Annotated in this window: 15 protein-coding genes; 11 read left to right on the top strand and 4 right to left on the bottom strand. The window is 70.4% G+C overall.

Going from position 1 to position 25,243, the window contains the following annotated elements; all coding sequences use genetic code 11:
* The first annotated feature begins 102 nt into the window (after positions 1-102).
* The 3 genes from ID574_RS25805 to ID574_RS25795 all read left to right on the top strand — a co-directional run bounded on the left by ID574_RS25805 (position 103) and on the right by ID574_RS25795 (position 3,761).
* Complete coding sequence (locus tag ID574_RS25805) at positions 103-675, top strand: RNA polymerase sigma factor (RefSeq protein ID WP_188191554.1); 573 nt, start codon at positions 103-105, stop codon at positions 673-675.
* Positions 668-1,750: a CU044_5270 family protein gene (locus tag ID574_RS25800; protein WP_188191553.1), complete on the top strand. Its 1,083-nt coding sequence runs from the start codon at positions 668-670 to the stop codon at positions 1,748-1,750. Before ID574_RS25805 ends, ID574_RS25800 begins: the two co-directional genes overlap by 8 nt.
* Before the next feature lie 97 nt (positions 1,751-1,847).
* The gene (locus ID574_RS25795; protein WP_188191552.1) at positions 1,848-3,761 is read left to right on the top strand and encodes an N-acetylmuramoyl-L-alanine amidase; all 1,914 of its coding nucleotides are present in this window, start codon (positions 1,848-1,850) and stop codon (positions 3,759-3,761) included.
* Here the strand turns inward: ID574_RS25795 and ID574_RS25790 are convergent.
* Together ID574_RS25790 and glgP are read right to left on the bottom strand one after the other, a co-directional pair.
* Positions 3,724-4,620 (bottom strand): MurR/RpiR family transcriptional regulator, encoded by an 897-nt coding sequence (locus tag ID574_RS25790; protein ID WP_188191551.1) that lies wholly within the window; start codon positions 4,618-4,620, stop codon positions 3,724-3,726. The two genes, ID574_RS25795 and ID574_RS25790, sit on opposite strands and share 38 nt — an antisense overlap.
* Before the next feature lie 17 nt (positions 4,621-4,637).
* Positions 4,638-7,220, bottom strand: coding sequence for an alpha-glucan family phosphorylase (glgP, locus tag ID574_RS25785; protein WP_188191550.1), 2,583 nt, complete (start codon positions 7,218-7,220; stop codon positions 4,638-4,640).
* Positions 7,221-7,463: 243 nt separating this feature from the next.
* Here glgP and ID574_RS25780 point away from each other — a divergent pair, with 243 nt between their 5' ends.
* The 3 genes from ID574_RS25780 to ID574_RS25770 all read left to right on the top strand — a co-directional run bounded on the left by ID574_RS25780 (position 7,464) and on the right by ID574_RS25770 (position 12,667).
* The gene (locus ID574_RS25780; protein WP_188191549.1) at positions 7,464-9,554 is read left to right on the top strand and encodes an alpha-1,4-glucan--maltose-1-phosphate maltosyltransferase; all 2,091 of its coding nucleotides are present in this window, start codon (positions 7,464-7,466) and stop codon (positions 9,552-9,554) included.
* Positions 9,555-9,625: 71 nt separating this feature from the next.
* Positions 9,626-11,326: a maltose alpha-D-glucosyltransferase gene (gene treS / locus ID574_RS25775; protein WP_188191548.1), complete on the top strand. Its 1,701-nt coding sequence runs from the start codon at positions 9,626-9,628 to the stop codon at positions 11,324-11,326.
* A gap of 3 nt (positions 11,327-11,329) precedes the next feature.
* Complete coding sequence (locus ID574_RS25770) at positions 11,330-12,667, top strand: maltokinase N-terminal cap-like domain-containing protein (RefSeq protein ID WP_188191547.1); 1,338 nt, start codon at positions 11,330-11,332, stop codon at positions 12,665-12,667.
* On the opposite strand, the gene ID574_RS25765 is transcribed toward ID574_RS25770, so the two are convergent.
* Entirely contained in the window at positions 12,658-13,515 is an 858-nt protein-coding gene (locus ID574_RS25765; protein ID WP_188191546.1) for an NAD(P)-dependent oxidoreductase, read from the bottom strand. The two genes, ID574_RS25770 and ID574_RS25765, sit on opposite strands and share 10 nt — an antisense overlap.
* Positions 13,516-13,573: 58 nt before the next feature.
* Here ID574_RS25765 and ID574_RS25760 point away from each other — a divergent pair, with 58 nt between their 5' ends.
* Positions 13,574-16,765, top strand: coding sequence for an AfsR/SARP family transcriptional regulator (locus ID574_RS25760; RefSeq protein WP_188191545.1), 3,192 nt, complete (start codon positions 13,574-13,576; stop codon positions 16,763-16,765).
* Positions 16,766-16,808: 43 nt separating this feature from the next.
* Here ID574_RS25760 and ID574_RS25755 read toward each other — a convergent pair whose 3' ends face one another.
* Positions 16,809-17,513 carry a DUF4328 domain-containing protein gene (locus ID574_RS25755; RefSeq protein ID WP_188191544.1) on the bottom strand — a complete coding sequence of 235 codons (705 nt, stop codon included), beginning with the start codon at positions 17,511-17,513 and terminating at the stop codon, positions 16,809-16,811.
* A gap of 193 nt (positions 17,514-17,706) precedes the next feature.
* On the opposite strand from ID574_RS25755, the gene glgB reads away from it, so the two are divergent.
* The 4 genes from glgB (at position 17,707) to ID574_RS25735 (ending at position 25,228) form a co-directional block, all read left to right on the top strand.
* Positions 17,707-19,860 carry a 1,4-alpha-glucan branching protein GlgB gene (glgB, locus tag ID574_RS25750; RefSeq protein WP_188191543.1) on the top strand — a complete coding sequence of 718 codons (2,154 nt, stop codon included), beginning with the start codon at positions 17,707-17,709 and terminating at the stop codon, positions 19,858-19,860.
* A gap of 264 nt (positions 19,861-20,124) precedes the next feature.
* The gene (locus tag ID574_RS25745) at positions 20,125-22,026 is read left to right on the top strand and encodes a S8 family peptidase (RefSeq protein ID WP_188191542.1); all 1,902 of its coding nucleotides are present in this window, start codon (positions 20,125-20,127) and stop codon (positions 22,024-22,026) included.
* Positions 22,027-22,242: 216 nt separating this feature from the next.
* Positions 22,243-23,736, top strand: coding sequence for a S8 family peptidase (locus ID574_RS25740; RefSeq protein ID WP_188191541.1), 1,494 nt, complete (start codon positions 22,243-22,245; stop codon positions 23,734-23,736).
* Between the two features lie 133 nt (positions 23,737-23,869).
* Complete coding sequence (locus tag ID574_RS25735) at positions 23,870-25,228, top strand: S8 family peptidase (protein WP_188191540.1); 1,359 nt, start codon at positions 23,870-23,872, stop codon at positions 25,226-25,228.
* Positions 25,229-25,243 lie beyond the last annotated feature (15 nt).

Raw genomic sequence — 25,243 nt, 5'->3', positions numbered from 1 at the left:
AAATAGTGCGAAGAAGAATCCCGGGTTCGGGCAATCAGCTGCCGATGACCTCTCCAGAAAGGCTCACGGTGCATGCCCCTGACCCACGTCCCTCCTGTGCGAATGCTTGAGGAGACGACCGACGCGTCGATCATCGAGAGGTCCCGCCACGAGCCCGAGTGGTTCTCGGTGATCTTCGACCGGTACTTCACCGCGATACACCGGTACGCGGCCGCGCGGTTAGGCCCCGCCACCGCCGACGACGTCGCGTCCGAGACCTTCCTCGCCGCGTTCGACCAGCGGGACCGCTACGACCTGACCTGCCCGAGCGCGCGGGCCTGGCTCTACGGGATCGCGACCAACCTGATCGGCCGCCACCGCCGCGCCGAGATCCGGCTCTACCGCGCCATCGGCCGGGCCGCGAACCCCGACGACGTGGAGAACCACGCCGACCGGGTGGCCGACCGGGTGAGCGCGGAACAGCTGAACCCCGCGCTGGCCAAGGGCCTGGCCGCGCTGTCCGAGGGCGACCGCGACGCGCTGCTGCTCTTCGCCTGCGCCGAGCTCAGCTACGCGGAGGTGGCGCGGGCCCTGTCCATCCCGATCGGCACCGTGGGCTCCCGCGTCACCCGCGCCAGGCGCAGGCTCCGCACGACACTTGGCTTCCCCGCACTGGAGGTAGACGACCATGGATGAGCTGCGGCTGCTGAAGGACCGCCACGACGCGATGCCGGATCCGGACGAGCGGGCCGTCGCCGAGGCACGTTCCCGCCTGCTCGCCCACGTGCGCGAGAGCCCTGGGCGCCGCCTTCGCCCCGCCCGGCGCCGCCTTCCCTTCGCCTGGGCGCTCGGCCTGGCCGGAGCGGCCGCGGCCGCGCTGGTGGCGGCGATCGTGATCGTTCCCGGGGGCTCCGAGCGTCCGCAGGCGCGTCCCTCCAGCTCGCAGGACACGTCTCTGCGGCTGCGTGCGGTGGCCAGCGCCGAGGACCTGGCCGGCAACGCGGCCGCGCTGGCCGCCGCCAATCCGGACCCCGTCCCGGAACCTCACCAGTGGGCGTACATCAAGACCGAGGAGATCATCGGCCGGCAGGACGGGGGCGTGCGGAAGAGGGGGACGAAGATCCACGAGATGTGGCGCCGGGCGGACGAGAAGCAGTTCGCCTTCATCGAGGGCGGGAAGCTCAAGGTGCTCGACGGCTCCGAGTTCGAGGTGACCTATCCGTACCTGCTGTCCCTGCCGACCGAGCCCGGCGCCCTGCTCGCCCGCGTCTACGAGCAGATCGAGGCCGAGTACGCCAGAGGGCGGGCCGCCACCCTGGAACACCTGACGAAGCTGGCCGAGCGGCGCGGCAGGAGAGCCGAGTCGGCGAAGGAGGAACTCGACCGACTGGAGCCGCCGCTGACCGAGGAGCAGAAGCACACGTACGCGTTCCAGCACATCGTGCAGGGCATGCGGGACGCCGTGCTGCCTCGCACGCTCCGCGCGGCCATGTACGGTGCCCTGGCCGAGATCCCCGGCGTCCGGTACGAGGCACGCGCGGAGGACCTGGCCGAGCGGCCGGGGGTCACCCTCTACCGGGTCCACGGGGGCTACCTGCGCGACGAGATCTTCATCGACCCGGAGACGTACGCGTACATGGGGTATCGCTCGATCGCGGTCCGCGACCGCGAGGAGCCCCGGGTGTACGTCTCCGTCAAGAAGGGCGAGCTGTTCGGCTGGGGGAGCATGCTGGAGTCCGGCGTCGTCGACCGGCCCGGCGAGCGGCCATGAGGTTAAGGCGTGAAAAATACCTTCGCAAAGTTCTCGCCTGCGAAGGAAAATGTTGAGACGCTGAACTGCACCATGCCCCCAGCCCGAGGAGTGGTTCATGCGCAGACTGCTGGCGATCAGCGTCGTCGCCCTGCTGCCCTTAACGAACGTCACCGCCGCCCAGGCCCAGGACCCCGCCGACCGGCAGCAGGCCTTCGCCGCCGCCGCCGAGGAGTTCCAGGTCCCCGAGAGCGTACTGCTCGGCGTCTCCTATCTCGAATCCCGATGGGACGCCCACGCCGGCCAGCCCTCCAGCGACGCCGGATTCGGCCCCATGCACCTTACCGACGCGGCCGCGTACACCGGGTCCAACCATCACCACGAGGGCGAGGAGGACGCGCGCGGCGACGACTCGCGGCCCCTCCCTCCGGCTGAGCACGAGCCCGCGCCCGCCGAGATCCCGGCCTCGCTCCGCACCATGGAGCGGGCCGCCGAGCTCACCGGCGAGAGTCACGAGCGGCTGCGAACGGACGACGCCGCCAACATCCGCGGCGGCGCCGCCCTGCTGGCCGACTATCAGAAGTCGCTCGGCGCGCCCCTGAGCGACGACCCCGGTGAGTGGTACGGCGCCGTCGCCAAGTACTCCGGCGCCGAGGAGGCCGGGGCCGCCAGGTTCTTCGCCGACGAGGTCTTCTCGGTGATCGAGAAGGGCGCCGAGCGAACCACCGACGACGGGGAGCGGGTGCGGCTGCCCGCCGTGCCGGACCTCCAGAAGATCGTGAAATGGCTGGACAAGCTCGGTCTGCGCCCGACGCGCCCCGACGGCGTCGAGTGCCCCGCCTCGGTCTCCTGCGAGTGGATCGCGTCGGCGTACCAGCAACTGCCCAACGGCAACTACGGCCACTACGATCTGGCGAACCGGCCGTTCAGCCAGAAGATCGACTACATCATCATTCACGACATGGAGGGATATTTCCTCCCCTCCATCCGCCTCAACCAGGACCCGAACTACCGCGCGAGCTGGCAGTACTCCATCCGCTCCACCGACGGCCACATCGCCCAGCACATCAAGAGCAAGGACGTCGCCTGGCAGGCCGGCAACTGGTACATCAACGCCAAGTCCATCGGCATCGAGCACGAGGGTTTCCTGGCCGAGGGCGGCACCTGGTACACCGAGGCGATGTACCGCTCGTCCGCCCGCCTGGTCCGCTACCTGGCGCTCAAGCACGGCGTGCCGCTGGACCGCGCCCACATCCTGGGCCACGACAACGTCCCAGGCACCCTCCCGAGCACCGTCAGGGGCATGCACGAGGACCCGGGACCCTTCTGGGACTGGGCCCACTACTTCCAGCTGATGGGCGCGCCGCTGCACCAGTTCGGCGGGCCGCGAGCCGGCGCGGTCATGATCAAGCCCGACTTCGCGACGAACAAGCCGTACTTCTACGGCTGCGACCGCAAGAACCCCTCAGCCGCCTGCCCGCCGCTGCCCGCCGGGACCGTCTGGCTGCGTACCGAGCCGCGCCCGGACGCGCCGCTGGTCAAGGACATCGGCAAGCACCCCACGGGCGAATCGCTCTACAGCGTGTACGACCACAGCGCCCGCGCCAGCACGGGCCAGCGCTTCGCGGTGGCCGGCCGCCAGGGCGACTGGACGGCCATCTGGTACCTCGGCCAGAAGGCCTGGTTCCACAACCCGGCCGACGCCCCGACCGCCGTCCCGTCCATGGGATTGGTCGTGACCCCGAAGCCGGGCAAGGCCACCGTGCCGGTGTACGGCCGGGCGTACCCGGAGCAGGAGGCCTATCCGGAGGGCATCCCCTACCAGGCCGTGACCCCGCTGCAGTACACGTTCTCGGCAGGCGAGAAGTACACCCTCGCCGGACCCGCGGCCGCGGAGTACTACCGCGCGGTCACCTTCAACCTGGAGGACCACAAGGTCGTGCGGGGCAAGACCAAGTATCTGGAGATCCAGTTCGGCCACCGCGTGATGTTCGTCAAGGCTGACGACGTGCAGGTGACGTTCTCCGGGTGAACTCCTTGACGGCTCGCCTGGTGCTCGCGAGCGCTTCCTGAGAGGAGTCGTAGGTGCGCTGGGCGACGCCGACGAACACGCAGTCGACGACGAGGAGCTGGCTGATCCGGCTGGCCAGGGCGCCGGGGCGGAACTCCGTCTCGCGCCCGGCCGAGATCAGCACGTGCTCGGCCAGCTCCGCCAGCGACGAGCGCGGGTTGTTGGTGATCGCGACCGTGGTCGCGCCCGCCTCTTTGGCCCGCGTCAGCGGCTCGATCACGTCGGGGGTCTCCCCCGAGGTGCTGATGCCGATCGCGACGTCGCCGGGCTTGAGCAGGACCGCGCTGGTCAGGGCCAGATGCGCGTCCTGGAAGGCGTGGCTGGACAGGCCGATGCGCATCAGCTTCTGCGCGACGTCCTCGGCCACGAGCCCGGAGGCGCTGACCCCGTAGGCGTCGATCCGCCGGGCCGCGACGATGGCGTCCACGACCAGGCCGAGCCGCTCGGAGGTCAGCTGGGCCACCGTGTCGTTGATCGCCTCGGACTCGGCCCGCGCCACCTTCTGGATCACCTCCGACAGCGGGTCGTCGGGGGCCAGGTCACCGGGCACGAGCCGGTCCGGCTGCGCGGCGGCCGCCGCCAGGGCCAGGCGCAGCTGCGGGTAGCCGGCGAAGCCGAGCAGCCGCGCGGTGCGCACGATGGTGGCCTCGCTGGTGCCCGAGGCGGCGGAGAGCTCCGTGATGGTGCTCCTGGCCACCGTCGCCGGGTCTTCCAGAATGAGCCGGGCCACGGTCTGGGCGGCCGGCGTCAGGGACGGCAGCACACCGCGGACCGTGGCCACCAGAGTGTCGGCCCTCAGGCCGTTCCCGCTGTCGTCCACGTGACGATTATGCCGCTTTACCTCAGCGTGCCGTTCGTCATGCCTGCAGGTTCCTCGGGCACGGCGATGAGCCCCAATTCGGCGGGAGTCGCGACGAGCGGGTGGTAAGGGACGACTCGCACGGTGTAGCCGAAGGCGCCCGTCCGGTCGAGCGGGACGGTGCCCGTGTAGTGGGCGCGGCCGTCGTCGTCCACCGATCCGGCCGTCAGCTTCGCGTACGACGGATGCACCAGCTCGTCGTGCGGCCCCACCTTGCCGTAGGCCGCCTCCACCAGCACGTCGTCCGGCTCCAGGTCGCCGAGCGCGATCGTGGCGTGCAGCTCGATGGAGGCACCCACCTCGGGTGTGTCGCCCACGCCGGAGGCCTCGATGTGCTCGACCCGGACCCCGGGCCACGCCCTGGCGACCCGGACCCGCCAGGCGGCGAACCCCTTGGCGGGCGCGTACGAGTCCGCCGAAAGCGCGCGGGCGGCCTTCGCGGCCGGGGTGTAGAGGTCCACGACGTAGTCGCGGAGCATCCGGCCGGCGAGCACCTTCGGGCCGAGCGAGGTCAGGGTGTGCTTGACCATTTCCATCCACCGCCGCGGCAGCCCGTCGGCGGGCCGGTCGTAGAACCGGTCGGACACCTCGTGCTCGATCAGATCGTAGAGCGCGGCGGCCTCCAGCTCGTCGCGCCGGTCGGGGTCGGTCACCCCGTCGGCGGTGGGGATGGCCCAGCCGTTGGTGCCGTCGTACCACTCGTCCCACCAGCCGTCGCGGATCGACAGGTTGAGCCCGCCGTTGAGCGCGGACTTCATGCCGGACGTGCCGGACGCCTCCAGCGGGCGCAGCGGGTTGTTGAGCCAGACGTCGCAGCCCTGGACCATGAGCTGGCCCAGCGCCATGTCGTAGTCGGGCAGGAAGACGATCCGGTGGCGCACGTGCGGCTGGTCGGCGAACTTGACGATCTGCTGGATCAGCTTCTTGCCGCCCTCGTCGGCCGGATGGGCCTTGCCGGCGATCACGATCTGCACCGGCTTCTCCGGATCGAGCAGCAGCTCGGTCAGCCGGTCGGGATCGCGCAGCATGAGCGTGAGCCGTTTGTACGACGGCACGCGCCGGGCGAAGCCGATCGTCAGCACCTCGGGGTCGAGCGCGTCGTCGATCCACCCCAGCTCGGCGTCAGAGGCGCCGCGCTCGCGCCAGGACCGGCGCAGGCGGACCCGGGCACCCTCGACCAGGCGGCGCCGCAGCGTGCCCCTGATCTTCCAGATGTCGGCGTCGGAGATCTTCTGGATGCCCTCCCAGCCGCGCGCCCGCTCGATCAGCGAGGGCAGCTCGCGCCCGGCCAGCTCCATGAGCTCCCTGCCGACCCAGGTCGGGGCGTGGACGCCGTTGGTGATCGAGCCGATCGGCACCTCGTCCACGTCGAATCCGGGCCAGAGATTCTTGAACATGTCCCGGCTGACCGCGCCGTGCAGCTGGGACACGCCGTTGACGCGCTGGGCCAGGCGCATGCCCATCACGGCCATGTTGAACCGGCTCGGGTCGGCCTCCGCGCCCAGCGCCAGGATGCGCTCGACCGGCACGGTCGGCCAGGCGGCCGAGCCGCCGAAATGGCGCTCGATCATGTCGCGGGGGAACCTGTCGATGCCCGCGGGCACAGGCGTGTGCGTGGTGAACACCGTGCCGGCGCGCACGGCCTCCAGCGCCTCGTCGAAGGAGAGCCGGGCCTCGGTCAGCTCGCGGATGCGCTCCAGGCCGAGGAATCCGGCGTGGCCCTCGTTGGTGTGGAAGACCTCGGGCTCGGCGTGGCCGGCGATGCGGCAGAACGCCCTGATCGCGCGTACGCCGCCCACGCCCAGCAGGAGCTCCTGCATGAGCCGGTGGTCGGTGCCGCCGCCGTAGAGGCGGTCGGTGATGTCGCGGGCGGCGTTGTCGTTGTCGGCCACGTCGGAGTCGAGCAGCAGCAGCGGCACCCGGCCGACCTGTGCCACCCACACCTGCGCGTGCAGCACGCGCTCGTCCGGCAGGGTCAGGCGGATCTTGACGGCGTCGCCGCCGGCCTCCTTGAGCAGGGTCAGCGGCAGGCCGCCGGCGTCGAGCGACGGGTAGTGCTCCAGCTGCCAGCCCTCGGGCGACAGCGACTGCGTGAAGTAGCCGTGCCGGTAGAGCAGGCCGACCGCGAGGATCGGCACGCCCAGGTCGCTGGCGGCCTTCAGGTGGTCGCCGGCCAGGATGCCGAGCCCGCCGGAGTATTGCGGCAGCGGGGCGGCGATGCCGAACTCGGGCGAGAAGTACGCGATGGCGCGCGGGCCGTCCGGCAGCGTCTGGTACCAGCGCGGCGAGGTCATGTATTCGCGCAGGTCGTCGGCGGCGTCGGCGAGGCGGCGCAGGAAGCGGCGGTCGCCGGCCAGCTCGGTCAGCCGGGCCGGTGTGACGGCGCCGAGCAGGGCCACGGGATCGTGCCCGACCTGCTCCCACAGGTCCTCGTCGACCTCGGCGAAGAGGTCCATCGTCTCCGGGTGCCATGACCAGCGGAGATTGTGCACGAGCTCGCCGAGGGCGGCCAGCTCCGCGGGCAGGACGGTGCGGACGGTAAACCGGCGGATAGCTCTCACGTTGTGCACCCTAAGGGCTAGGAGGGACCTCTCAGTCCTTCACCCCCACGAACGGCCTTCAAACCCCTTCCGGGAACAAGCATGAAGAGGGACCATTGGGGCAACTTTCCCTAATGTTGGGCTCTCCCGCAGACACTCTCGGGAGGTCTATCCGTTGCTGTCCACAATTCACGTGCAAGGATCGATCCTGCAAGGAAAGCCTCCGGCGGCTCCGGGTGCGCCGCCGCAAACCCTTGAAATGCGATGATCGGACGAATTCCCATCACGGACATCTCCCCCGTCGTTGACTGCGGGCAGTGGCCCGCCAAGGCGGTCGCCGGCGAGACCTTCCAGGTCTCCGCGACCGTCTTCAGAGAAGGCCACGACGCCGTGGCCGCGGGCGTGGTGCTGACCTCGCCCGACGGGCAGCGTGGTCGCCTGAGACCGATGCGCGAGCTCGCGCCCGGCACCGACCGGTGGGGCGTGGACGTCTCCCTGCCGGCCGAGGGCGACTGGCTGTTCCGCGTGGAGGCATGGAGTGATCCGATCCACACGTGGCTGCACGACGCCGAGATCAAGATCCCGCGCGGCATGGACGTCGATCTGATGTGCGAAGAGGGCGCCCGGCTCTTCGAGCGTGCCGCCAAGGCCGTCCGCCCGGCGGACTGCCCCAACGGCACCAACGGTAAAAACCACGCAAATGGTAAGAACGGGCAGCGGAGCCAGGGCGGCAACGGAGACAACGCCTGCGGCCACCGGGCGGCGCTGCTGTCGATCTCCGCCACGCTGCGCGACGAGAGCCTGGACCCGAGAGCCCGGCTGTCGATCGCGCAGTTGCCGGAGACCGCCGCGCTGCTGGAGGCGCACCCGTTCCGTGAGCTGGTGACCAGGTCGAAGTCCCACAAGATCAGGGTGGACCGGCGCAGGGCGCTCTACGGCTCGTGGTACGAATTCTTCCCCCGCTCGGAGGGGGCGGTCGTCAACGAGGCCGGCGTCTCCAAGTCGGGCACCTTCCAGACGGCGGCGAAACGGCTCCCCGCCATCGCCAAGATGGGCTTCGACGTCGTCTACCTGCCGCCCATCCACCCCATCGGCACGACGTTCCGCAAGGGGCGCAACAACACGCTGAGCCCGGAGCCGGACGACCCCGGCTCGCCGTGGGCCATCGGGTCGGAGGACGGCGGCCACGACGCCGTGCACCCCGATCTTGGCACGCTCGCCGACTTCGACGAGTTCGTGGCGCGCACGCGTGAGCTGGGCATGGAGGTGGCGCTGGACCTCGCGCTGCAGTGCTCACCCGACCACCCGTGGGTCAAGGAGCACCCCGAGTGGTTCACGATCAGGGCCGACGGCTCCATCGCGTACGCCGAGAACCCGCCGAAGAAATACCAGGACATCTACCCGCTCAACTTCGACAAGGATCCCGAGGGGATCTACGCCGAGATCAGGCGGGTGGTGCGGCACTGGATGGACCACGGGGTGCGGATCTTCCGGGTGGACAACCCGCACACCAAGCCGGTGTCCTTCTGGGAGCGGCTGCTGGCCGACATCCACACGACCGACCCCGACGTGATCTTCCTGTCGGAGGCGTTCACCCGGCCGGCGATGCTGCGCACCCTGGCCAAGACCGGCTTCCACCAGTCGTACACGTACTACACCTGGAAGAACTCCAAGGGGGACGTGGAGACGTACCTCTCGGAGCTCGCTCACGAGACCTCCGCCTACCTGCGGCCGAACCTGTTCGTGAACACGCCGGACATCCTGCACGAGTACCTGCAGCACGGCGGCATCCCGGCCTTCAAGATCAGGGCGGTGCTGGCCGCGCTCGCGTCGCCGACGTGGGGCGTCTATTCCGGATATGAACTCGGAGAAAACGTACCAGTACGCCCAGGCAGCGAGGAATATCTCGATAGCGAGAAATATCAGTACAGGCCCCGCGATTGGATTTCCGCCGAACGCGAAGGGCGAAGCCTCGCCCCCTTCATCACTCACCTGAATTTGTTCCGAAGAGCGCATCCGGCGCTGCAGGAATTGCGTAATCTACGATTCCACAGGGTCGACCAACCGGACATCGTCTGCTTCTCCAAGCGGCTCCCAGGCGCCTATGACCCGGCCACACGAAGGCACGGGCTCGGCGACGTCGTTCTGGCGGTCATCAACCTGGATCCGCATCACACCCACGAGGCGACTGTTGATCTCGACCTGCCCGCGCTCGGTCTCGACTGGAACGCCGAGTTCGTCGTGGACGACGAGCTCTCAGGAGAGTCGTACCGGTGGAGGCAGAACAACTACGTCCGTCTCGACCCCCACATCCAGCCAGCCCACATTCTCACCGTACGAGCCGCGCCACGGTAGAACTGAATTCAGCGGGGAGTCTTCAACGTGTGTGTAAGCGCCTCCCTCATGAGCCCCCGGCGAGGGCGCTCATGAGCTCCACACCCATTCCCAACACCTTCGACGAGGAAAAGCCTCGCGATCCGTACTGGTACAAGCATGCCGTCTTCTACGAGGTCCTGATCAGGGGCTTCGCCGATTCCAACGGCGACGGCACCGGGGACATCCGTGGCCTTATCAGCAAACTCGACTACCTGCAGTGGCTCGGCGTCGACTGCCTCTGGCTGCTGCCGTTGTACGAGTCCCCGCTGCGGGACGGCGGCTACGACATCGCCGACTACATGAAGATCCTGCCGGAGTTCGGGGATCTGGGCGATTTCGTGCGGCTCGTCGACGAGGCACACAAACGCGGCATGCGCGTCATCGCCGACCTGGTCATGAACCACACCAGCGACGCGCACCCGTGGTTCCAGGCCTCCCGGCACGACCCGGAGGGCCCCTTCGGCGACTTCTACGTCTGGTCCGACACCGACGAGAAGTACCAGGACGCCCGGATCATCTTCATCGACACCGAGACGTCCAACTGGACCTACGACCCGGTGCGCGGCCAGTACTACTGGCATCGCTTCTTCCACCACCAGCCGGACCTCAACTACGAGAACCCGGACGTGCAGGACGCGATGCTGGAGGTGCTGCGGTTCTGGCTCGACCTCGGCATCGACGGATTCCGGCTGGACGCGGTCCCCTACCTCTTCGAGGAGGAGGGCACCAACTGCGAGAACCTGCCCAAGACCCACGAATACCTCAAGCGCATCCGCGCCGAGATCGACCGGCTCTTCCCGGACCGGGTGCTGCTCGCCGAGGCCAACCAGTGGCCGTCGGACGTGGTGGAGTACTTCGGCGACCCGGTGGGCGGCGGGGACGAGTGCCACATGGCCTTCCACTTCCCGCTGATGCCCCGCATCTTCATGGCCGTACGCCGGGAGTCTCGTTACCCCATTTCCGAAATCTTGACCCAGACGCCGAAGATTCCGGAGAACTGCCAGTGGGGGATCTTCCTCCGTAACCACGACGAGCTGACGCTCGAGATGGTCACGGACGAGGAACGCGACTACATGTACACCGAGTACGCCAAGGACCCCCGTATGCGCGCCAACGTCGGCATCCGCCGCCGCCTGGCGCCCCTGCTGGAGAACGACCGCAACCAGATCGAGCTGTTCACCGCGCTGCTCCTGTCGCTGCCCGGCTCCCCGGTGCTCTACTACGGCGACGAGATCGGCATGGGCGACAACATCTGGCTCGGCGACCGCGACGGCGTGCGCACGCCCATGCAGTGGGACCCCGACCGCAACGCCGGGTTCTCCGACTGCGACCCCGGGCGGCTCTACCTGCCGGTGATCATGGACCCGATCTACGGCTACCAGGCCATCAACGTCGAGGCCCAGCAGAAGAACGCCGGCTCGCTCCTGCACTGGACCCGGCGCATGATCGAGATCCGCAAGCGGCATCCGGTCTTCGGCCTCGGCGAGTACGCCGAGCTCAACTCCTCCAACCCGAGCGTGCTCGCCTTCGTCAGGGAGCTGGGCGACGACCGGATGCTCTGCGTGAACAACCTGTCACGCTTCCCCCAACCGGTCGAGCTCGACCTGCGCAGGTTCGTCGGCGTCTCCCCCGTGGAAACCATGGGAGGCGTACCATTCCCGGCAATTGGCGAACTTCCGTATCTTTTGACGCTTCCTGGGCATGGGTTCTATTGGTTCACACTCCCGCCGGTCATTCCCCAGGAGGAGTAAGACGTGCTTGCTGAGCTCCTTGCCGCATGGATCGGCCGACAGCGTTGGTTCGGCGGCAAGGGGCGCCCGATCGACGAGCTGTCGATCGACTCGGACGTCGAGCTGACGGCCGGGCTGAGACACCTGATCGTGGCGGTCTGGCAAGAGGGCTCACGCGACCGGTACCAGCTCCTGCTGGGCGAGCGCAGTCATCAGCTCCCCGACCGCCTGACCCACGCCCTGATCGCCACGGTCGACGACACCTACCTGTACGACGCCGCCCACGACCCCGAGCGCACCGCCTGGCTCCTCGACGGCATGGCCCACGACGAGACCCGCAGCGGCCTGCGCATGCGCCACGTCCGCGGCGCCGAGATCGACACCACGCAGCGCAGCCTGGTGCTGGGGGCCGAGCAGTCCAACACCTCGCTCGTGTACGGCGACGCCTACATCTGCAAGCTCTTCCGCCGCCTCATCCCCGGGGTCAACCCGGAACTGGAGATCATCACCGCCCTGGCGGCCAGGAACGCCCCGCACATCGCCCAGCCGTACGGATGGATCGAGACCGACCTCGACGGGATCGAGACCACGCTGGCGATCATGCAGGAGTTCCTCACCACCGCCAACGACGGCTGGGACCTGGCCCTGACCAGCGTGCGCGACCTGTACGCCAGCCCGCCCGAGATCAAGGCCGCCGAGGCGGGCGGCGACTTCGCGGGCGAGTCGGAGCGGCTCGGCATCGCCACCGCCCAGGTGCACCGGGAGCTGGCCGCCGCCTTCCCCACCGAGGTCATCGAGACGCACGAGGTCAAACGCATGGCGGAGACCTTCAGGCGGCGACTGGGGCGGGCCGTGGCCGAGGTGCCGGAGCTGCGCCCGCACGTGAGCGCGGTTGAGCAGGTCTACCACGAGATGGAAGTTCTCACCACCGTGGTGCCTGTGCAGCGGGTTCACGGCGACTACCACCTGGGGCAGGTCATGCGCACCCCGACCGACTGGGTGGTGCTGGACTTCGAGGGCGAGCCGGGGCAGCCGCTGGCCGAGCGCAGGGCGCTGTCGTCGCCGCTGCGCGACGTGGCGGGGATGCTGCGCTCGTTCGACTACGCGGCCCGGCACCTGCTCGCCGGCCGCCCGGAGGCCGACGAGCTGGAGCCCAGGGCCCAGGAGTGGGCGGACCGCAACCGGGCCGCCTTCCTCGACGGGTACATGGAGGGCGGCGGTGTGATCAACCGGGCGGACGCGGCGCTGCTGCGGGCGTTCGAGCTGTCGAAGGCGGTGTACGAGGTGGTGTACGAGGCCAGGAACCGGCCCACGTGGGTCTCCATCCCGCTGGCCGCCTTCCGCCCGCGAGCTCAGTTGTAGAGCTCTTCGACCAGTCCCGACAGGCCCTCGTGCGCGAGCCCCCTGGCCGTGCGCTGGTCGACGACGGTCTTCAGCGGCAGCAGCAGGTCCGGCTTGACGCCCTGCTCGCGGAAGGCCCGGACGAGGTTCTCCAGGCCCGCCCGGTTGATCTCCAGGTTGGACACCTCCGTGCTGTGGTCGCCCGCCTCGATCTTCTCGGCCCAGGCCGGCCCCAGCGCGGCCATGGCGTTGAGCCACGGAATCAGCAAGGTCTCAGTGAACTCCTTCAACGGGTACTTCGCCGACGTGACCAGGGCCGCGGCCTCCAGCAAACCGGCCATCTGGCCGTACATGCCGGTCAGCATGGCCAGGTCGAGCAGCGGCGCCATGCCCGGGTCCTCCCCCACGTACCGGGCCTCGGCCATGACGGCGAACGCCTGCTCGTGGCGGTCGAAGGCGGCCCTGGAACCGCTGTAGAGGATCAGGGCGCCGGGCTGGGCGATCAAGGGGGGCACGGCCATGATGCCGCCGTCCACGTAGTCGGCCCCGCGCTCGGCCGCCCAGGAGGCGGCCTCGCGGGCCTCGGCGGGGCGGCCGGTGGTGAGGTTGGCGACCGTCTTCCCGGCCAGCTGGGTGTCCTGGAGGACCTCGTAGACGGACGGGTAGTCGAGCAGGCAGGCGATCACGAGCGGGCTGGCCCCGACCGCCTCCGCCGGGGTCGCGGCACGCGTCGCCCCCTTGGCGACCAGCGGGTCGGCCTTGGACGGAGTGCGGTTCCAAACGGTGACGTCGTGGCCGGCGGACAGGAGGGCGTCGGCGAGTGCGGTGCCCATGAGGCCGAGGCCGAGAACGGTGATGTTTTCTGACATGTGAAAAGTGTCGGAGGGCGCGGTTATGGTCTGATTCGGAGATCCTTATGGGGGGCAGATGCGGTTCGGGGTGCTGGGGCCGCTCGCGGTGTGGACGGCGGGCGGGGAGCCGGTCCGGGTGCTGGAGGTCAAGGTCCGGGCGCTCCTCGCCGATCTGCTGATCCACGCCGGCCGGCCCGTCTCCGCCGACCGGCTGGTGGAAGACCTCTGGGCTGATCGCCCGCCTGCCGACGCGCTGGCGGCGCTGCGGGTGAAGGTGTCGCAGTTGCGCCGCGTGCTCGGGGATCGGGAGCTGGTGGCCTACCAGGCGCCGGGTTACGTGCTGCGCGTGGAGCCCGAGTCGGTGGACGGGGGCCGGTTCGAGGCGCTGCTCGGGCGCGCGCGGCGGACCGGCGACCCCTCAGTACGCGCCTCGCTGCTGCAGGAGGCGCTGGAGCTGTGGCGCGGGGGCGCCTACGTCGAGTTCGCGGACGAGCCGTTCGCGCAGGCCGCCGTGGCGCGGCTGGACGAGCAGCGGATGGTGGCGGTGGAGTCGCTGGCCGAGGCGCGGGTGGAGCTCGGCGAGCACGCGCTCGTCGCCGCCGACCTCGCCGATCTGGTCGCCCGGCATCCGCTGCGGGAGCGGCTGCGGGCCGTCCACGTGCGGGCCCTCTACCTGGCGGGGCGGCAGGGCGAGGCGCTGGCGGCGTACGAGGATCTGCGGCGGCGGCTGGCCGACGAGCTGGGGCTCGACCCGGGGCCGGAGCTGGCGGCGCTGCACCAGGCGATCCTGCGCCAGGATCCTGCCCTCGACGCTCCCGCGCGGCCCCGTACGAACCTGCCCGCGCCGCTGACGCCCCTGGTGGGCCGGGAGTCGGCGCTGGCCGAGGTCCGCGCCCTGCTCCGGGCCCACCGTCTGGTCACCCTCACAGGGCCAGGGGGCGTCGGCAAGACCCGCCTGGCCCTGGCGGCCGCGGCGACGCCCGACGCACCCGCCGCCGGGAGCGGAGCACTCAACACGGGCACGGGAGCCCCCGGGGCGGGCAACGGCGGCGCGGGCCGGTTCGGCGGCGGTGTGTGGCTGGTCGAGATGGCGGCGCTGCGGCCGGGGGCGGGGATCGTCGAGGTGGCGGAGGCGGTCGCCGGTGTGCTCGGGTTGCGGGACGACCTGGCGGACTCCATGGTCGACCGGCTGACGGCCGCCCTGGACGGCGAGGAGACGCTGCTCGTGCTCGACAACTGCGAGCACGTGGTCGAGCAGGTCGCCGCCGTGGCCGCCCGGCTGCTGCGGGCCGCACCCCGGCTGCGGGTCCTTGCCACCAGCCAGGAGTCGCTGCGCATCGAGGGCGAGGCGCTGTGGAGCGTGCCGCCGCTGGCATCGGAGGCGGCGGTGGAGTTGTTCGCGGCACGGGCGGGCATCGAGCCGGACGCCACCGTGGCGGAGATCTGCGCCAGGCTCGACGGCCTGCCGCTGGCGCTGGAGCTGGCCGCCACCCGGGTGCGGGCGTTGGGGGTCCGTGAGCTGGCCGATCGGCTCGATGATCGCTTCAGGGTGCTGGGGGCGGGCCTGCGCGACGCGCCTGCGCGGCAGCGGACGCTCCGGGCGATGATCGACTGGAGCTGGGAGCTGCTGGGCGAGGCCGAGCGGGTGGTGTTGCGGCGGCTGGCGGTGCACGCCGACGGCTGCACGTTGCAGGCGGCCGAGGAGGTGTGCGCCGAACCGGGCGTGGACGTGCTCGACACGCTCGCCCGGCTGGTGGACCGCTCCCTGGTGGTGCGCACCGCTGGGGCCGCCGTGCCCCGAGCGGATGGATCTGGGGCCGATGGGTTCCGGAGCTCCGCCGCGCCCCGCTACCGGCTGCTGGAGTCGGTCGCGGCCTACTGTCAGGAGCGGTTGCGGGAGGCGGGCGAGCACGACCTGATCGGATCGCGGCACCTGCGCTACTACACCGCGCTGGCCGAGCGGGCGGAGCCGTACCTGAGGAGGCGCGAGCAGCGGCGCACGCTCGCGCAGCTCGACACCGAGGGCGCCAACCTGAGGACGGCGCTGGAGACGGCGGTACGGCTCGGCGCTGCCGAGGAGGCGGTGCGGCTGGTGAACGCCATGGCCTGGTACTGGGTGCTGCGCGGCAGACTCGGAGAGGGTCGGCGGGCGCTGGAGGCCGCCCTGTCCATCGCCACGGAGCCCGTCCGCGGCGCAGCCGAGGCCGAGACGTGGCTGAGCGGGCTGCGAATGCTGGCCGGGCAGCTCAGTGTGCCGGACCCCGCGGTGTTCGAGGCCATCGAAGACCCTCTCGCCAGGGCCAGGGCGCGGTGGTTCATCGGATTCGCGATGTTCGGCTACGACGACCTGTCGGCGAGTGCAGACCTCGCGCGGAGCGCGCTGGAGGGTTTCGAGGCGCTCGGCGACACCTGGGGCACGGCCGCGGCGCTGAACGTGCTGGCCAAATACGCCGCCATGCGAGGTGACCTCGAGACGCTGCGACGCTACGGCGAGCAGGGGATGGCGCTGTTCAGCGAGGTCGGCGACCGGTGGGGCGAGATGCGGGCCGCGGAGAACCTCGGCACGCTCGCCGAGATCACCGGCGACTACGAACGGGCCGCCGCGCTCCGCACGGAGGTGCTGCGCATGGCGGAGCAGCTCGGGCTGTGGAGCTCGGTGTGCGACGCGCTGTCGCGGCTGGGCAGGATCGCCATGCTGAACGGGGACCACGCGGCGGCCGACGACTACCACGAGCGGGCCAGGCGGCTGGCCGTGGCGCAGTCGAACCGGCCCGCCGAGGAGTTCGCCGAGCTCGGCCTCGCGCTCACGGCCCGGCGGCAGGGGCGGCTGGAGGAGGCCGAGCGGCTGCTGCGCAAGTGGCTGGACTGGGTCATGGACGTGGCGGGCGAGCCGGGGGCGGCGCTGATCCTGGCCGAGCTGGGGTTCGCGGCCGAGCAGCGGGGCGACGCGGCGGCCGCGCTCGAGCTGCACCTGCGGGGCCTGGCGGCCGCCCGCAAGATCGGCGACCCGCGGGCCGTCGCGCTGGCGCTGGAGGGGCTGGCGGGCGCGCGGGCGCTCGCCGACCGGCCCGAGGACGCGGCGCTGTTGCTGGGACAGGCGTCGGCCCTCAGGGCGTCCGTGGGCGCCCCGCTGCCGCCTGCCGAGCGGGGGGACGTGAACCGGATCACCACCGGAGTGGAAGCCGCCCTCGGCCGGGACGGGGTCGCGACCGCGATGGCGCGGGGCACAACGCTGCCGCTGGACGATCTCCTGGCCGCGTACGCGTAAGACCAGCCCGTCGTACGAGCAGGGCGCCGCCGGCCGCGTGTGGCTAGTACGCCGGGTACGCCCCGGGGAAGCCGCTGGAGGCCGCCGACCGGTGCTCTTCCTGCACGTCGCTGATCCGCCGGACCACGAAGATCGCGAGCACGGCGGCGATCAGCATCACCCCGATGCACACCACGTCGAACCGGGCAGCCGCGGCGATCTGGTCGAGCTCATCGGCGTTGAACAGCAGGCGCGAGCCCACACTGGACATCAGGCTTCCCACCACCCAGGCCGCCCACCAGGCGTGGAACAGGCCTTTGGGGGGTGAGGGAGTGCGGGCGGAGGCGTCCCAGATGTCGTCCACGATCTGCTTCGGGAACCAGAACGAGATGATCGGCACGACCCAGCCGAAGATCAGCCACGGCGCGGCCCGCCGGTGCCCGTCCGGCGCGAGGATCTCGGCGTTGGCCCTGACCCGGAACAGCCAGACCAGGAACGCCACCGCCGTGACGAGGTAGACGACGCTCTCCACGATGCCGGACCACCCGTAGACGAGGTCGCCCGTGCCGATCTCCGTGTCCGGCACGGAGTCGGGGTCGGCGATCACGCGGTCGATCAGGGCCGCGTACCAGATGTCGATCCCCGCGGCGGCGAGGCCGACGATCGAGTCGCACACCAGCGTCACCACCGCGAAGATCGCGAGGCCGCGGACCGGGCGTAAGGGCGGGGGCGGAGGCGGGTATCCGGCTGAGGGCGGTGGCGGGTACATGGCTCGGGCCTTCCTCGAGGGGTGACGAGCGGCGCACCAGTATGTCGAGCCAAGAGCCGGGAAAGGATCAGTTATCCGTCTCGGCATCCCCTTGTGATCAAGCCGGGATTTTGCACTTTCTGTGATTGTCGCAATGAAAGCGGGCAGTGCCTGGGATGGACGGTCATCATAGGGCAGTGTTGGGAGCATGCCGATGAGGACAGAGCTCGACCGCCTGGCGGGCGGGGCACACCACGATCCGCACTCCGTGCTGGGAGCGCACCCCGCCGCGGGCGGCGTCGTCTTCCGCGCGCTCCGCCCGCTCGCCGAGCGGGTGACGGTGGTGCTGGACGACGGTACGGCCCACGATATGAAACACCAGGCCCACGGGGTGTTCGAGATCACGGTCCCGGGCCTGGACAAAGTGCCCGCCTACACGTTCAGCGTCAAGTACGCCGGCGCGGAGCCGCACACCGTCCGCGACCCCTACCGGCACTGGCCCACGCTGGGGGAGGTGGACCTGCACCTCATCGGCGAGGGGCGGCACGAGCGGCTGTGGGAGGCGCTCGGCGCCCGCGTGATGGAGCACGAGGACGTCCAGGGCACCGCGTTCGCCGTCTGGGCGCCGAACGCGCGCGGCATCAGGATCGTCGGCGACTTCAACCACTGGGACGGCACCGCCTACCCGATGCGGTCGCTGGGCCGTTCGGGGGTGTGGGAGCTGTTCGTTCCCGGGCTGGGGGTCGGCGAGCGGTACAAATACCAGATCCTCGGCGCCGACGGCGTCTGGCGGGACAAGGCCGACCCGATGGCCAGGCGCACCGAGGTGCCGCCGATGACGGCCTCGGTGATCGACAAGTCCGCCTACAGCTGGCAGGACGACGACTGGATGACGGACCGGCGGGACAAGCACCCGCAGGCCGAGCCGATGAGCGTCTACGAGGTGCACCTGGGGTCGTGGCGGCCGGGGCTGACGTACGTGGAGCTGGCCGACCAGCTCTCCGAGTACGTCGCCGACATGGGGTTCACGCACGTGGAGCTGCTGCCGGTGGCCGAGCACCCGTTCGGCGGGTCGTGGGGTTACCAGGTGACGTCGTACTACGCGCCGACGGCCAGGTTCGGCACCCCCGACGAGTTCCGCCACTTCGTCGACCGGATGCACCAGCGCGGCATCGGCGTGCTGCTGGACTGGGTGCCCGCGCACTTCCCGATGGACGACTGGGCGCTGGCCCGCTTCGACGGCACACCGCTGTACGAGCACGCCGACCCGGCCAGGGGCGAGCACCCGGACTGGGGCACGTACGTCTTCGACTTCGGCCGCAGGGAGGTGCGCAACTTCCTGGTCGCGAACGCGCTCTACTGGCTGAAGGAGTTCCACATCGACGGGCTGCGCGTGGACGCGGTGGCGTCGATGCTCTACCTGGACTACTCGCGGCGCGAGGGCGAGTGGACGCCGAACGTCTACGGCGGCCGGGAGAACCTCGACGCGGTCGAGTTTCTCAAGGAGATGAACGCGGTGTGCTACCGCGAGGCGCCCGGCATCTCCACCGTGGCGGAGGAGTCGACGGCCTGGCCGGGGGTGTCGCGGCCGGTGCACCTGGGCGGGCTCGGGTTCGGGTTCAAGTGGAACATGGGCTGGATGCACGACACGCTCGAGTATCTCCGCCATGAGCCGGTCTTCCGGCAGTACCACCATCACCAGATGACGTTCTCGCTGCTGTACGCGTACTCGGAGAACTACGTGCTGCCGCTGTCGCACGACGAGGTCGTGCACGGCAAGGGGTCGCTGCTCGGCAAGATGCCGGGTGACGAGTGGCAGCGGTTCGCGCAGCTGCGGGCGCTGCTGGCGTTCATGTGGGCGCATCCGGGCAAGCAGCTGCTGTTCATGGGCGGCGAGTTCGGCCAGGGCTCCGAGTGGTCCGAGGAGCGCGGGCTGGACTGGTGGGTGCTGGAGTTCGACGGGCACCAGGGCGTGCAGCGGCTGGTCCGCGACCTGAACAGGACCTACAGGGAGACGCCCGCGCTGTGGGAGCTGGACGCCACGCCTGACGGGTTCCGGTGGATCGACGCCGACGACGCCTCGGGCAACACCTTCTCGTTCGTGCGCTACGCCAAGGACGGGGCCGCGGTGGCGTGCGTGGTCAACTTCAGCGGCGCGCCGCACGAGAACTACCGGCTCGGGCTGCCGTACGCCGGGCAGTGGACCGAGGTGGTCAACACCGACGCCTACGACTACTGGGGCAGCGGCGTCGGCAACATGGGGACGGTCGAGGCGGCCGTCGAGGCGTGCCACGGGCTGCCGTACTCGACCACGCTCCGGGTGCCGCCGCTGGGCGCGGTGTGGCTCACGCACGAGGGGACTCAGTAGTCGGTTACTGACCTCGGCCGTGGATGACATGGTGAAACTCTGTGGAGACCAGGTGACGCCGGTGCAGGTGTGAAGGCCGCGATCGGGGTCGTGCCGCTGCGTGTGGCGTGCCGGCGGTGCGGGGCTGGCCCTCGCCGCCGTGGTCGCGGCCCTGAACGATTCGGGTGCGTCGGCTGAAAGTTCGGTGAGAAAGCGGACCCGGGGCCTGTCTCTGCCAGGAAAATCACCATAAACTCCGAGATCATCCCCCTCGGAGGAAGACGCGTGCGACTTCGCCACCTGATCGTGTGCTCGATCGCGTTGGCCCTGATCCCGTTATCGGGCCCGGCCTACGCAGACGACCCGACACCGACCCCCACCCCCAGCGTTTCGCAGAAGGTCGAGGAGGGCTTAGGCGCCGACGGCGGCACTGAGCGGGCGATCGTCGAGCTGACCGATCCGGCGCAGAACGAGCCGGTGGCGAGCCAGGCGGCGGCCGAGAGCCTGGACGTGCTGCTGCGGCCGCAGAACCAGTCGTTCATGGTCGTCGAGGGCACCGTGGAAGAGCTGGCCAAGCTGGCCGAGGATCCGCGGGTCACCTCGATCCACCGGGACCGCACGTATACGCCGGCGGACGTGACGCCCAACCTCAAGCTGATCGGCGCCGACCAGGCGCACGGCAAGGGCTTCACCGGGACCGGGCAGGCGGTCGCCGTGCTGGACACGGGCATCGACCGCGACCACCCGTGGTTCGCCGGCCGGATCGTGGCCGAGGCGTGCTTCTCCGCCGTGGAGAGCGGCGTGGAGTCGCTGTGCCCGAACGGGCAGGCCGAGCAGATCGGCGAAGGCGCGGCCGACGCCATGACGGCGAAGTGCCTGGCCGGCAGCGTGAACATGTGCGACCACGGCTCTCACGTCGCGGGCATCGCGGCAGGCACGGGCGGTGTGGCGCCGGGGGCGGGCATCGTGGCGGTGCAGGTGTTCAGCCGGGTCAACGACGAGGGCATCTGCGGCGAGGCGTCGTGCCTGCTGGCGTTCGAGTCGTCGCTGCGGCTGGCCATGGACTACGTGGCCGGGCTCACCCAGCCGGTCGCCGCGGTGAACCTGAGCCTGGGCGGGGCGGTGTCGGAGACGCAGTGCGACGGCAGCGAGGAGGGCGTGATCTTCAAGCCGAAGATCGACGCGCTGCTGGCCAAGGGCATCGCCACCGTGGTCGCCGCGGGGAACGAGTTCTCCGAAGGGGCCTCGTACCCGGCCTGCATCACCTCGGCGGTGGCCGTCGGGGCGAACGACGGGAGCGACGCGATCGCGGACTTCTCCAACCGGGGTGGGCTGCTCGACCTCTTCGCGCCCGGCGTGGGCATCGAGTCGTCGGTGCCGGACAACCAGACGACCGTCCACAGCGGCACGTCGATGTCGACGCCGCACGTAGCCGGCGCGCTGGCGCTGATGAAGCAGGCCAACCCGCAGACGCCGATGACCGACCTCATCGAGACGCTGAAGAAGACGGGCCGGCCGTACGTGTACCAGGCCAACGGCGCGGAGGTCACCACGCCGCGCCTGGACCTGGCGGCGGCCCTGGCCGGGACACCGCAGCAGCCGCCCATCTCTCAGTCGCCGATCGCCCCCACCCCGGAGCCCTCGGAGAGCGGCCCGAGCCCCGAGCCCGACCAGCCGTCGGACGAGCCCACGGACGAGCCGTCCGATGATCCTGCGGACGACCCGGAGCCGGAGCCGTCGTCGTCCGCCTCGCCGGTCCCGCTGCCCACCGTCACGGTCACGGTGACCGTCACGCCGACGCCTGCCACCACGGCCGCGGTCTGCACGCGTGGCACGGCGGCCAAGAAGATGACGGCCAAGCAGTGGGCCGTGGAGATCCACCGCAGCAGCGGCACGATCCCCGACGCCACGCTCGCCTGCTATCTCAAGCTGATCGGCAAGTCGAGCAAGGTGTTCCCCGAGCTGACGAAGGCCTCGTCGCTCGGCAAGGCGTACCGGGTGCTGAAGGGCGCGAAGACCGGCAAGGGCAAGCTGGACAGCGCGTTGCTCACGGGCTGGCTGAACTGGGCGCACGGCACGAACGGCACCACGACGCTGGGCGCGGCCGAGAAGGTGCGGATGAGCTCCAAGCCGTCCACGGCGGCGCTGAAGAAGGCGGCGAAGAGCGTCCTCAAAACCGTCAAGTAACCAAATGTCGGGGTAAAGGCCGGTCGTATCTGACCGGCCTTTCTGTTTGGCCTCAAACAGGCAAAAACGCATCCATGGTTCTCCTCGGTCACATCCGTCACTGACATCACAGTTGTCGCAGGTGGGGATGTAGGCGGCTGTACGCAAGCCGGGAGCAGGAAGAGCTTCGCGGCTCCAGCCTCATCAGCACGTCACAGCCGACCCTCGGAGGAATCAGTGAGGCTACGGTCCCTGCCGGCCTGCGCCGCCGCGCTGGCCGCCATATCCGTCCTGGTCTGCGCGGCCCCGGCGCTCCACGCCGACACCATCGACCAGCCGGACACCTCGACCGCGCCCGGAGTCTCGGTCACGCCGGGCACCGCGCCGCTCGACGCCGAGACCAAGACGCCCGCCGACACCGCCACCGGCGCCGCCGACCACACCGGCCCGATCATCAGCCCCACGCTCGCCCAGGAGGTCCAAGCCAAGACGAGGGTGCGCTCCATCATCCAGCTCAAGCCCGGCCAGAGCGTCGAGGCCGTCGCCAACGACCTCCGGCAGGCGTCCACGAGCAGCCGGATCCTGGAGGCCGCCGCGTCGCCCAACTTCTTCGTCGCCGAGGTGGACCAGCCCATGCTGGCCAAACTGAAGGAGGACGGCCGCGTCCAGTCGGTCTACAAGGACGAGCTGCGCGCGCCGGCCCTCGACGCCAGCACAAGGCTGATCCGCTCGAACCGGGCGAACCAAGCGGGCTGGACCGGCAAGGGCACGACGGTCGCCATCGTGGACACGGGCATCGACCGCGACCACCCGTTCTTCGCCCGCCGGCTGGTCGACGAGGCATGTTTCTCCTCCTCCGACGCCGGCGACGGCACGGTCTCGCTCTGCCCGAACAACCAGCCCAGCCAGACCGGCCGGGGGGCGGCGGACGCCGAGACCGCTCAGTGCGTCGTCGGGGCGGACAACATCTGCGCCCACGGCTCGCACGTGGCCGGCATCGCGGCGGGCAGGATGACCCGCGGGGCGCCGGCCAACGGGGTCGCCCCTGCGGCCGGCATCCTCGCGATCCAGGTCTTCAGCCGCGTGGACAGTCCTCTGACGTGCCGGATCGGGGGCACGACGGCGCCGTGCCTCCTCAGCTACACCTCCAACCAGAAGCTGGCGCTGGAGTACGTGGCACGGCTGGCCAGGACCCACAACATCGCGGCGGTCAACATGAGCCTGGGCGGCGGCGGCCCCCACACCACGGCCTGCGACGCCGACCCGAGCGACGCCGCGGTCAAGCCCGAGTTCGACACGCTGGTGTCGCTGGGGGTGGCGCCCGTGGTGTCGGCCGGCAACAACGGTTTCGCGAACGGCGTCTCCGCCCCCGCCTGCGTCTCCACCGCCGTCACGGTAGGCGCCACGGACAACTCCGACGCGCTGGCCGCATTCACCAACCGGGGGCCGCTCCTGGACCTCCTCGCGCCGGGGGTACGCATCACCTCGGCGGTGCCGCGCGGGATGTACTACGACATGAGCGGCACGTCGATGGCCGCGCCGCACGTGGCGGGGATGTTCGCGCTGATGAAGCAGGCGTACCCGGACTTCACGGTCGCGCAGAGCCTGCAGCAGCTGCAGGTGACGGGCGCGCCGATCCAGTACCGCGCGGACGGCATCCCCGTGATCACGGCGCGGCTCGACGCGGAACGCGCCACCGCCTCCGCCTCCGCCGCGCGTGCCGCCGCCTGAGCCGCAGACCGGGGCCGGGAGGTCGTGTATCGGGCCGGATTTCGTGAATCCGGCCCGATCCCCCTTCTGACACCAGCTGTCACATTACTAGACTCCGGGTGACAAAGTCCCCCTGAACCCCCGGAGGAAACAGTTGAGACTCCCGTCTCTGCTGGCCGGCGCCATCGCGTTAGCCGCCGTTTCGGCCGCGCTGGTCGCCACACCCGCGCTCGCCGACCCCGACTCCAAGATCGACCCCTCGATCACCGCGACCGGCGAGCACCGCGCCATCGTCCGCGTGCAGGAACCCTCCCAGGTCGACTCCGTACAGACCAACGCGGAACAGGTCAAGCCGGGCAGGAGAAACGTCACCGCGGAGCCGCCCTCCGAGGTCGCCGGCAAGCTGGACTTCTTCGTCTACCGCGGCACCCGGGCCGAACTGGAGAAGATCGCCGAGCAGTCCGGCGTCGTCTCCATCCGCAAGGACAAGGTCAACGAGCCCACGCTGACGGAGAGCATCCCGCTGATCGGGGCCGACCGGGCGCACCGGCAGGGCTTCACGGGCCGAGGCACGGCCGTCGCCATCCTGGACACGGGCATCGACGCCGACCACCCCGCCTTCGGCGGCCGCATCGTGGCCCAGGCCTGCTTCTCGGCCGCCGACCCCGCCGACGGCTCCACGCCGCTGTGCCCGAACGGCAGCCAGTTCCAGATCGGCGACGGCGCCGCCGACGCCGAGACGAGCGCGTGCATGACGGGCGCGCCGCAGCCGCAGCACGGTCTGTGCTACCACGGCACCCACGTCGCCGGCATCGCCGCCGGTCAGGCCACGGCGGACTTCCCGGCCGACGGCGTCGCCCCGAAGGCCAGGATCATCCCGGTGCAGGTCTTCAGCCGGTTCGACAACTCGCCGTACTGCGCGGGCCGTCCCGTCTGCGTCCTGGCGTACGACTCCTCGATCCTGACCGGCATGGCGTACGCGGACCTGCTGGCCGACCAGTACAACCTCGCCTCGGTGAACCTGAGCCTGGGCGGCGGCAAGTACGACACGGCCTGCGATGCGGGCGACGGGGCCGACTTCAAGGCCGAGGTGGACAAGCTCCTGGCCAAGGGCGTGGCCACGGTGGTCGCCTCGGGGAACAACGGCTACGACGCGGCGGTGTCCTGGCCCGCGTGCGTCTCCAACGCCGTCGCCGTCGGGGCCACGGACAAGCAGGACGCGGTGGCTTCGTTCTCGAACCGGGGCGCGCTGCTGGACGTGTTCGCGCCGGGCATGGCGATCAAGGCCGCGGTGGTCGATGACACGTACGGGTCGTTGAGCGGCACGTCGATGGCCACCCCGCACGTGGCGGGCGCCTTCGCCCTCCTCCACCAGAAGCGCCCCCGCGCCGACGTGGACCGGCTGCTGGAGGCGCTGAAGCGCACGGGCAAGCCGATCGCGTACGGGAGCGCGGGCGCCGAGGTGACGACGCCCAGGATCAACGTGTACGCGGCCCTGCGGGCCGTACGCTGACAAACGCGACAGGGG

This window comes from Nonomuraea sp. SYSU D8015 (assembly GCF_008065375.1).
In the GTDB taxonomy this organism is placed as follows: domain Bacteria; phylum Actinomycetota; class Actinomycetes; order Streptosporangiales; family Streptosporangiaceae; genus Nonomuraea.
This window is presented reverse-complemented; position numbering and strand designations above follow the sequence as displayed.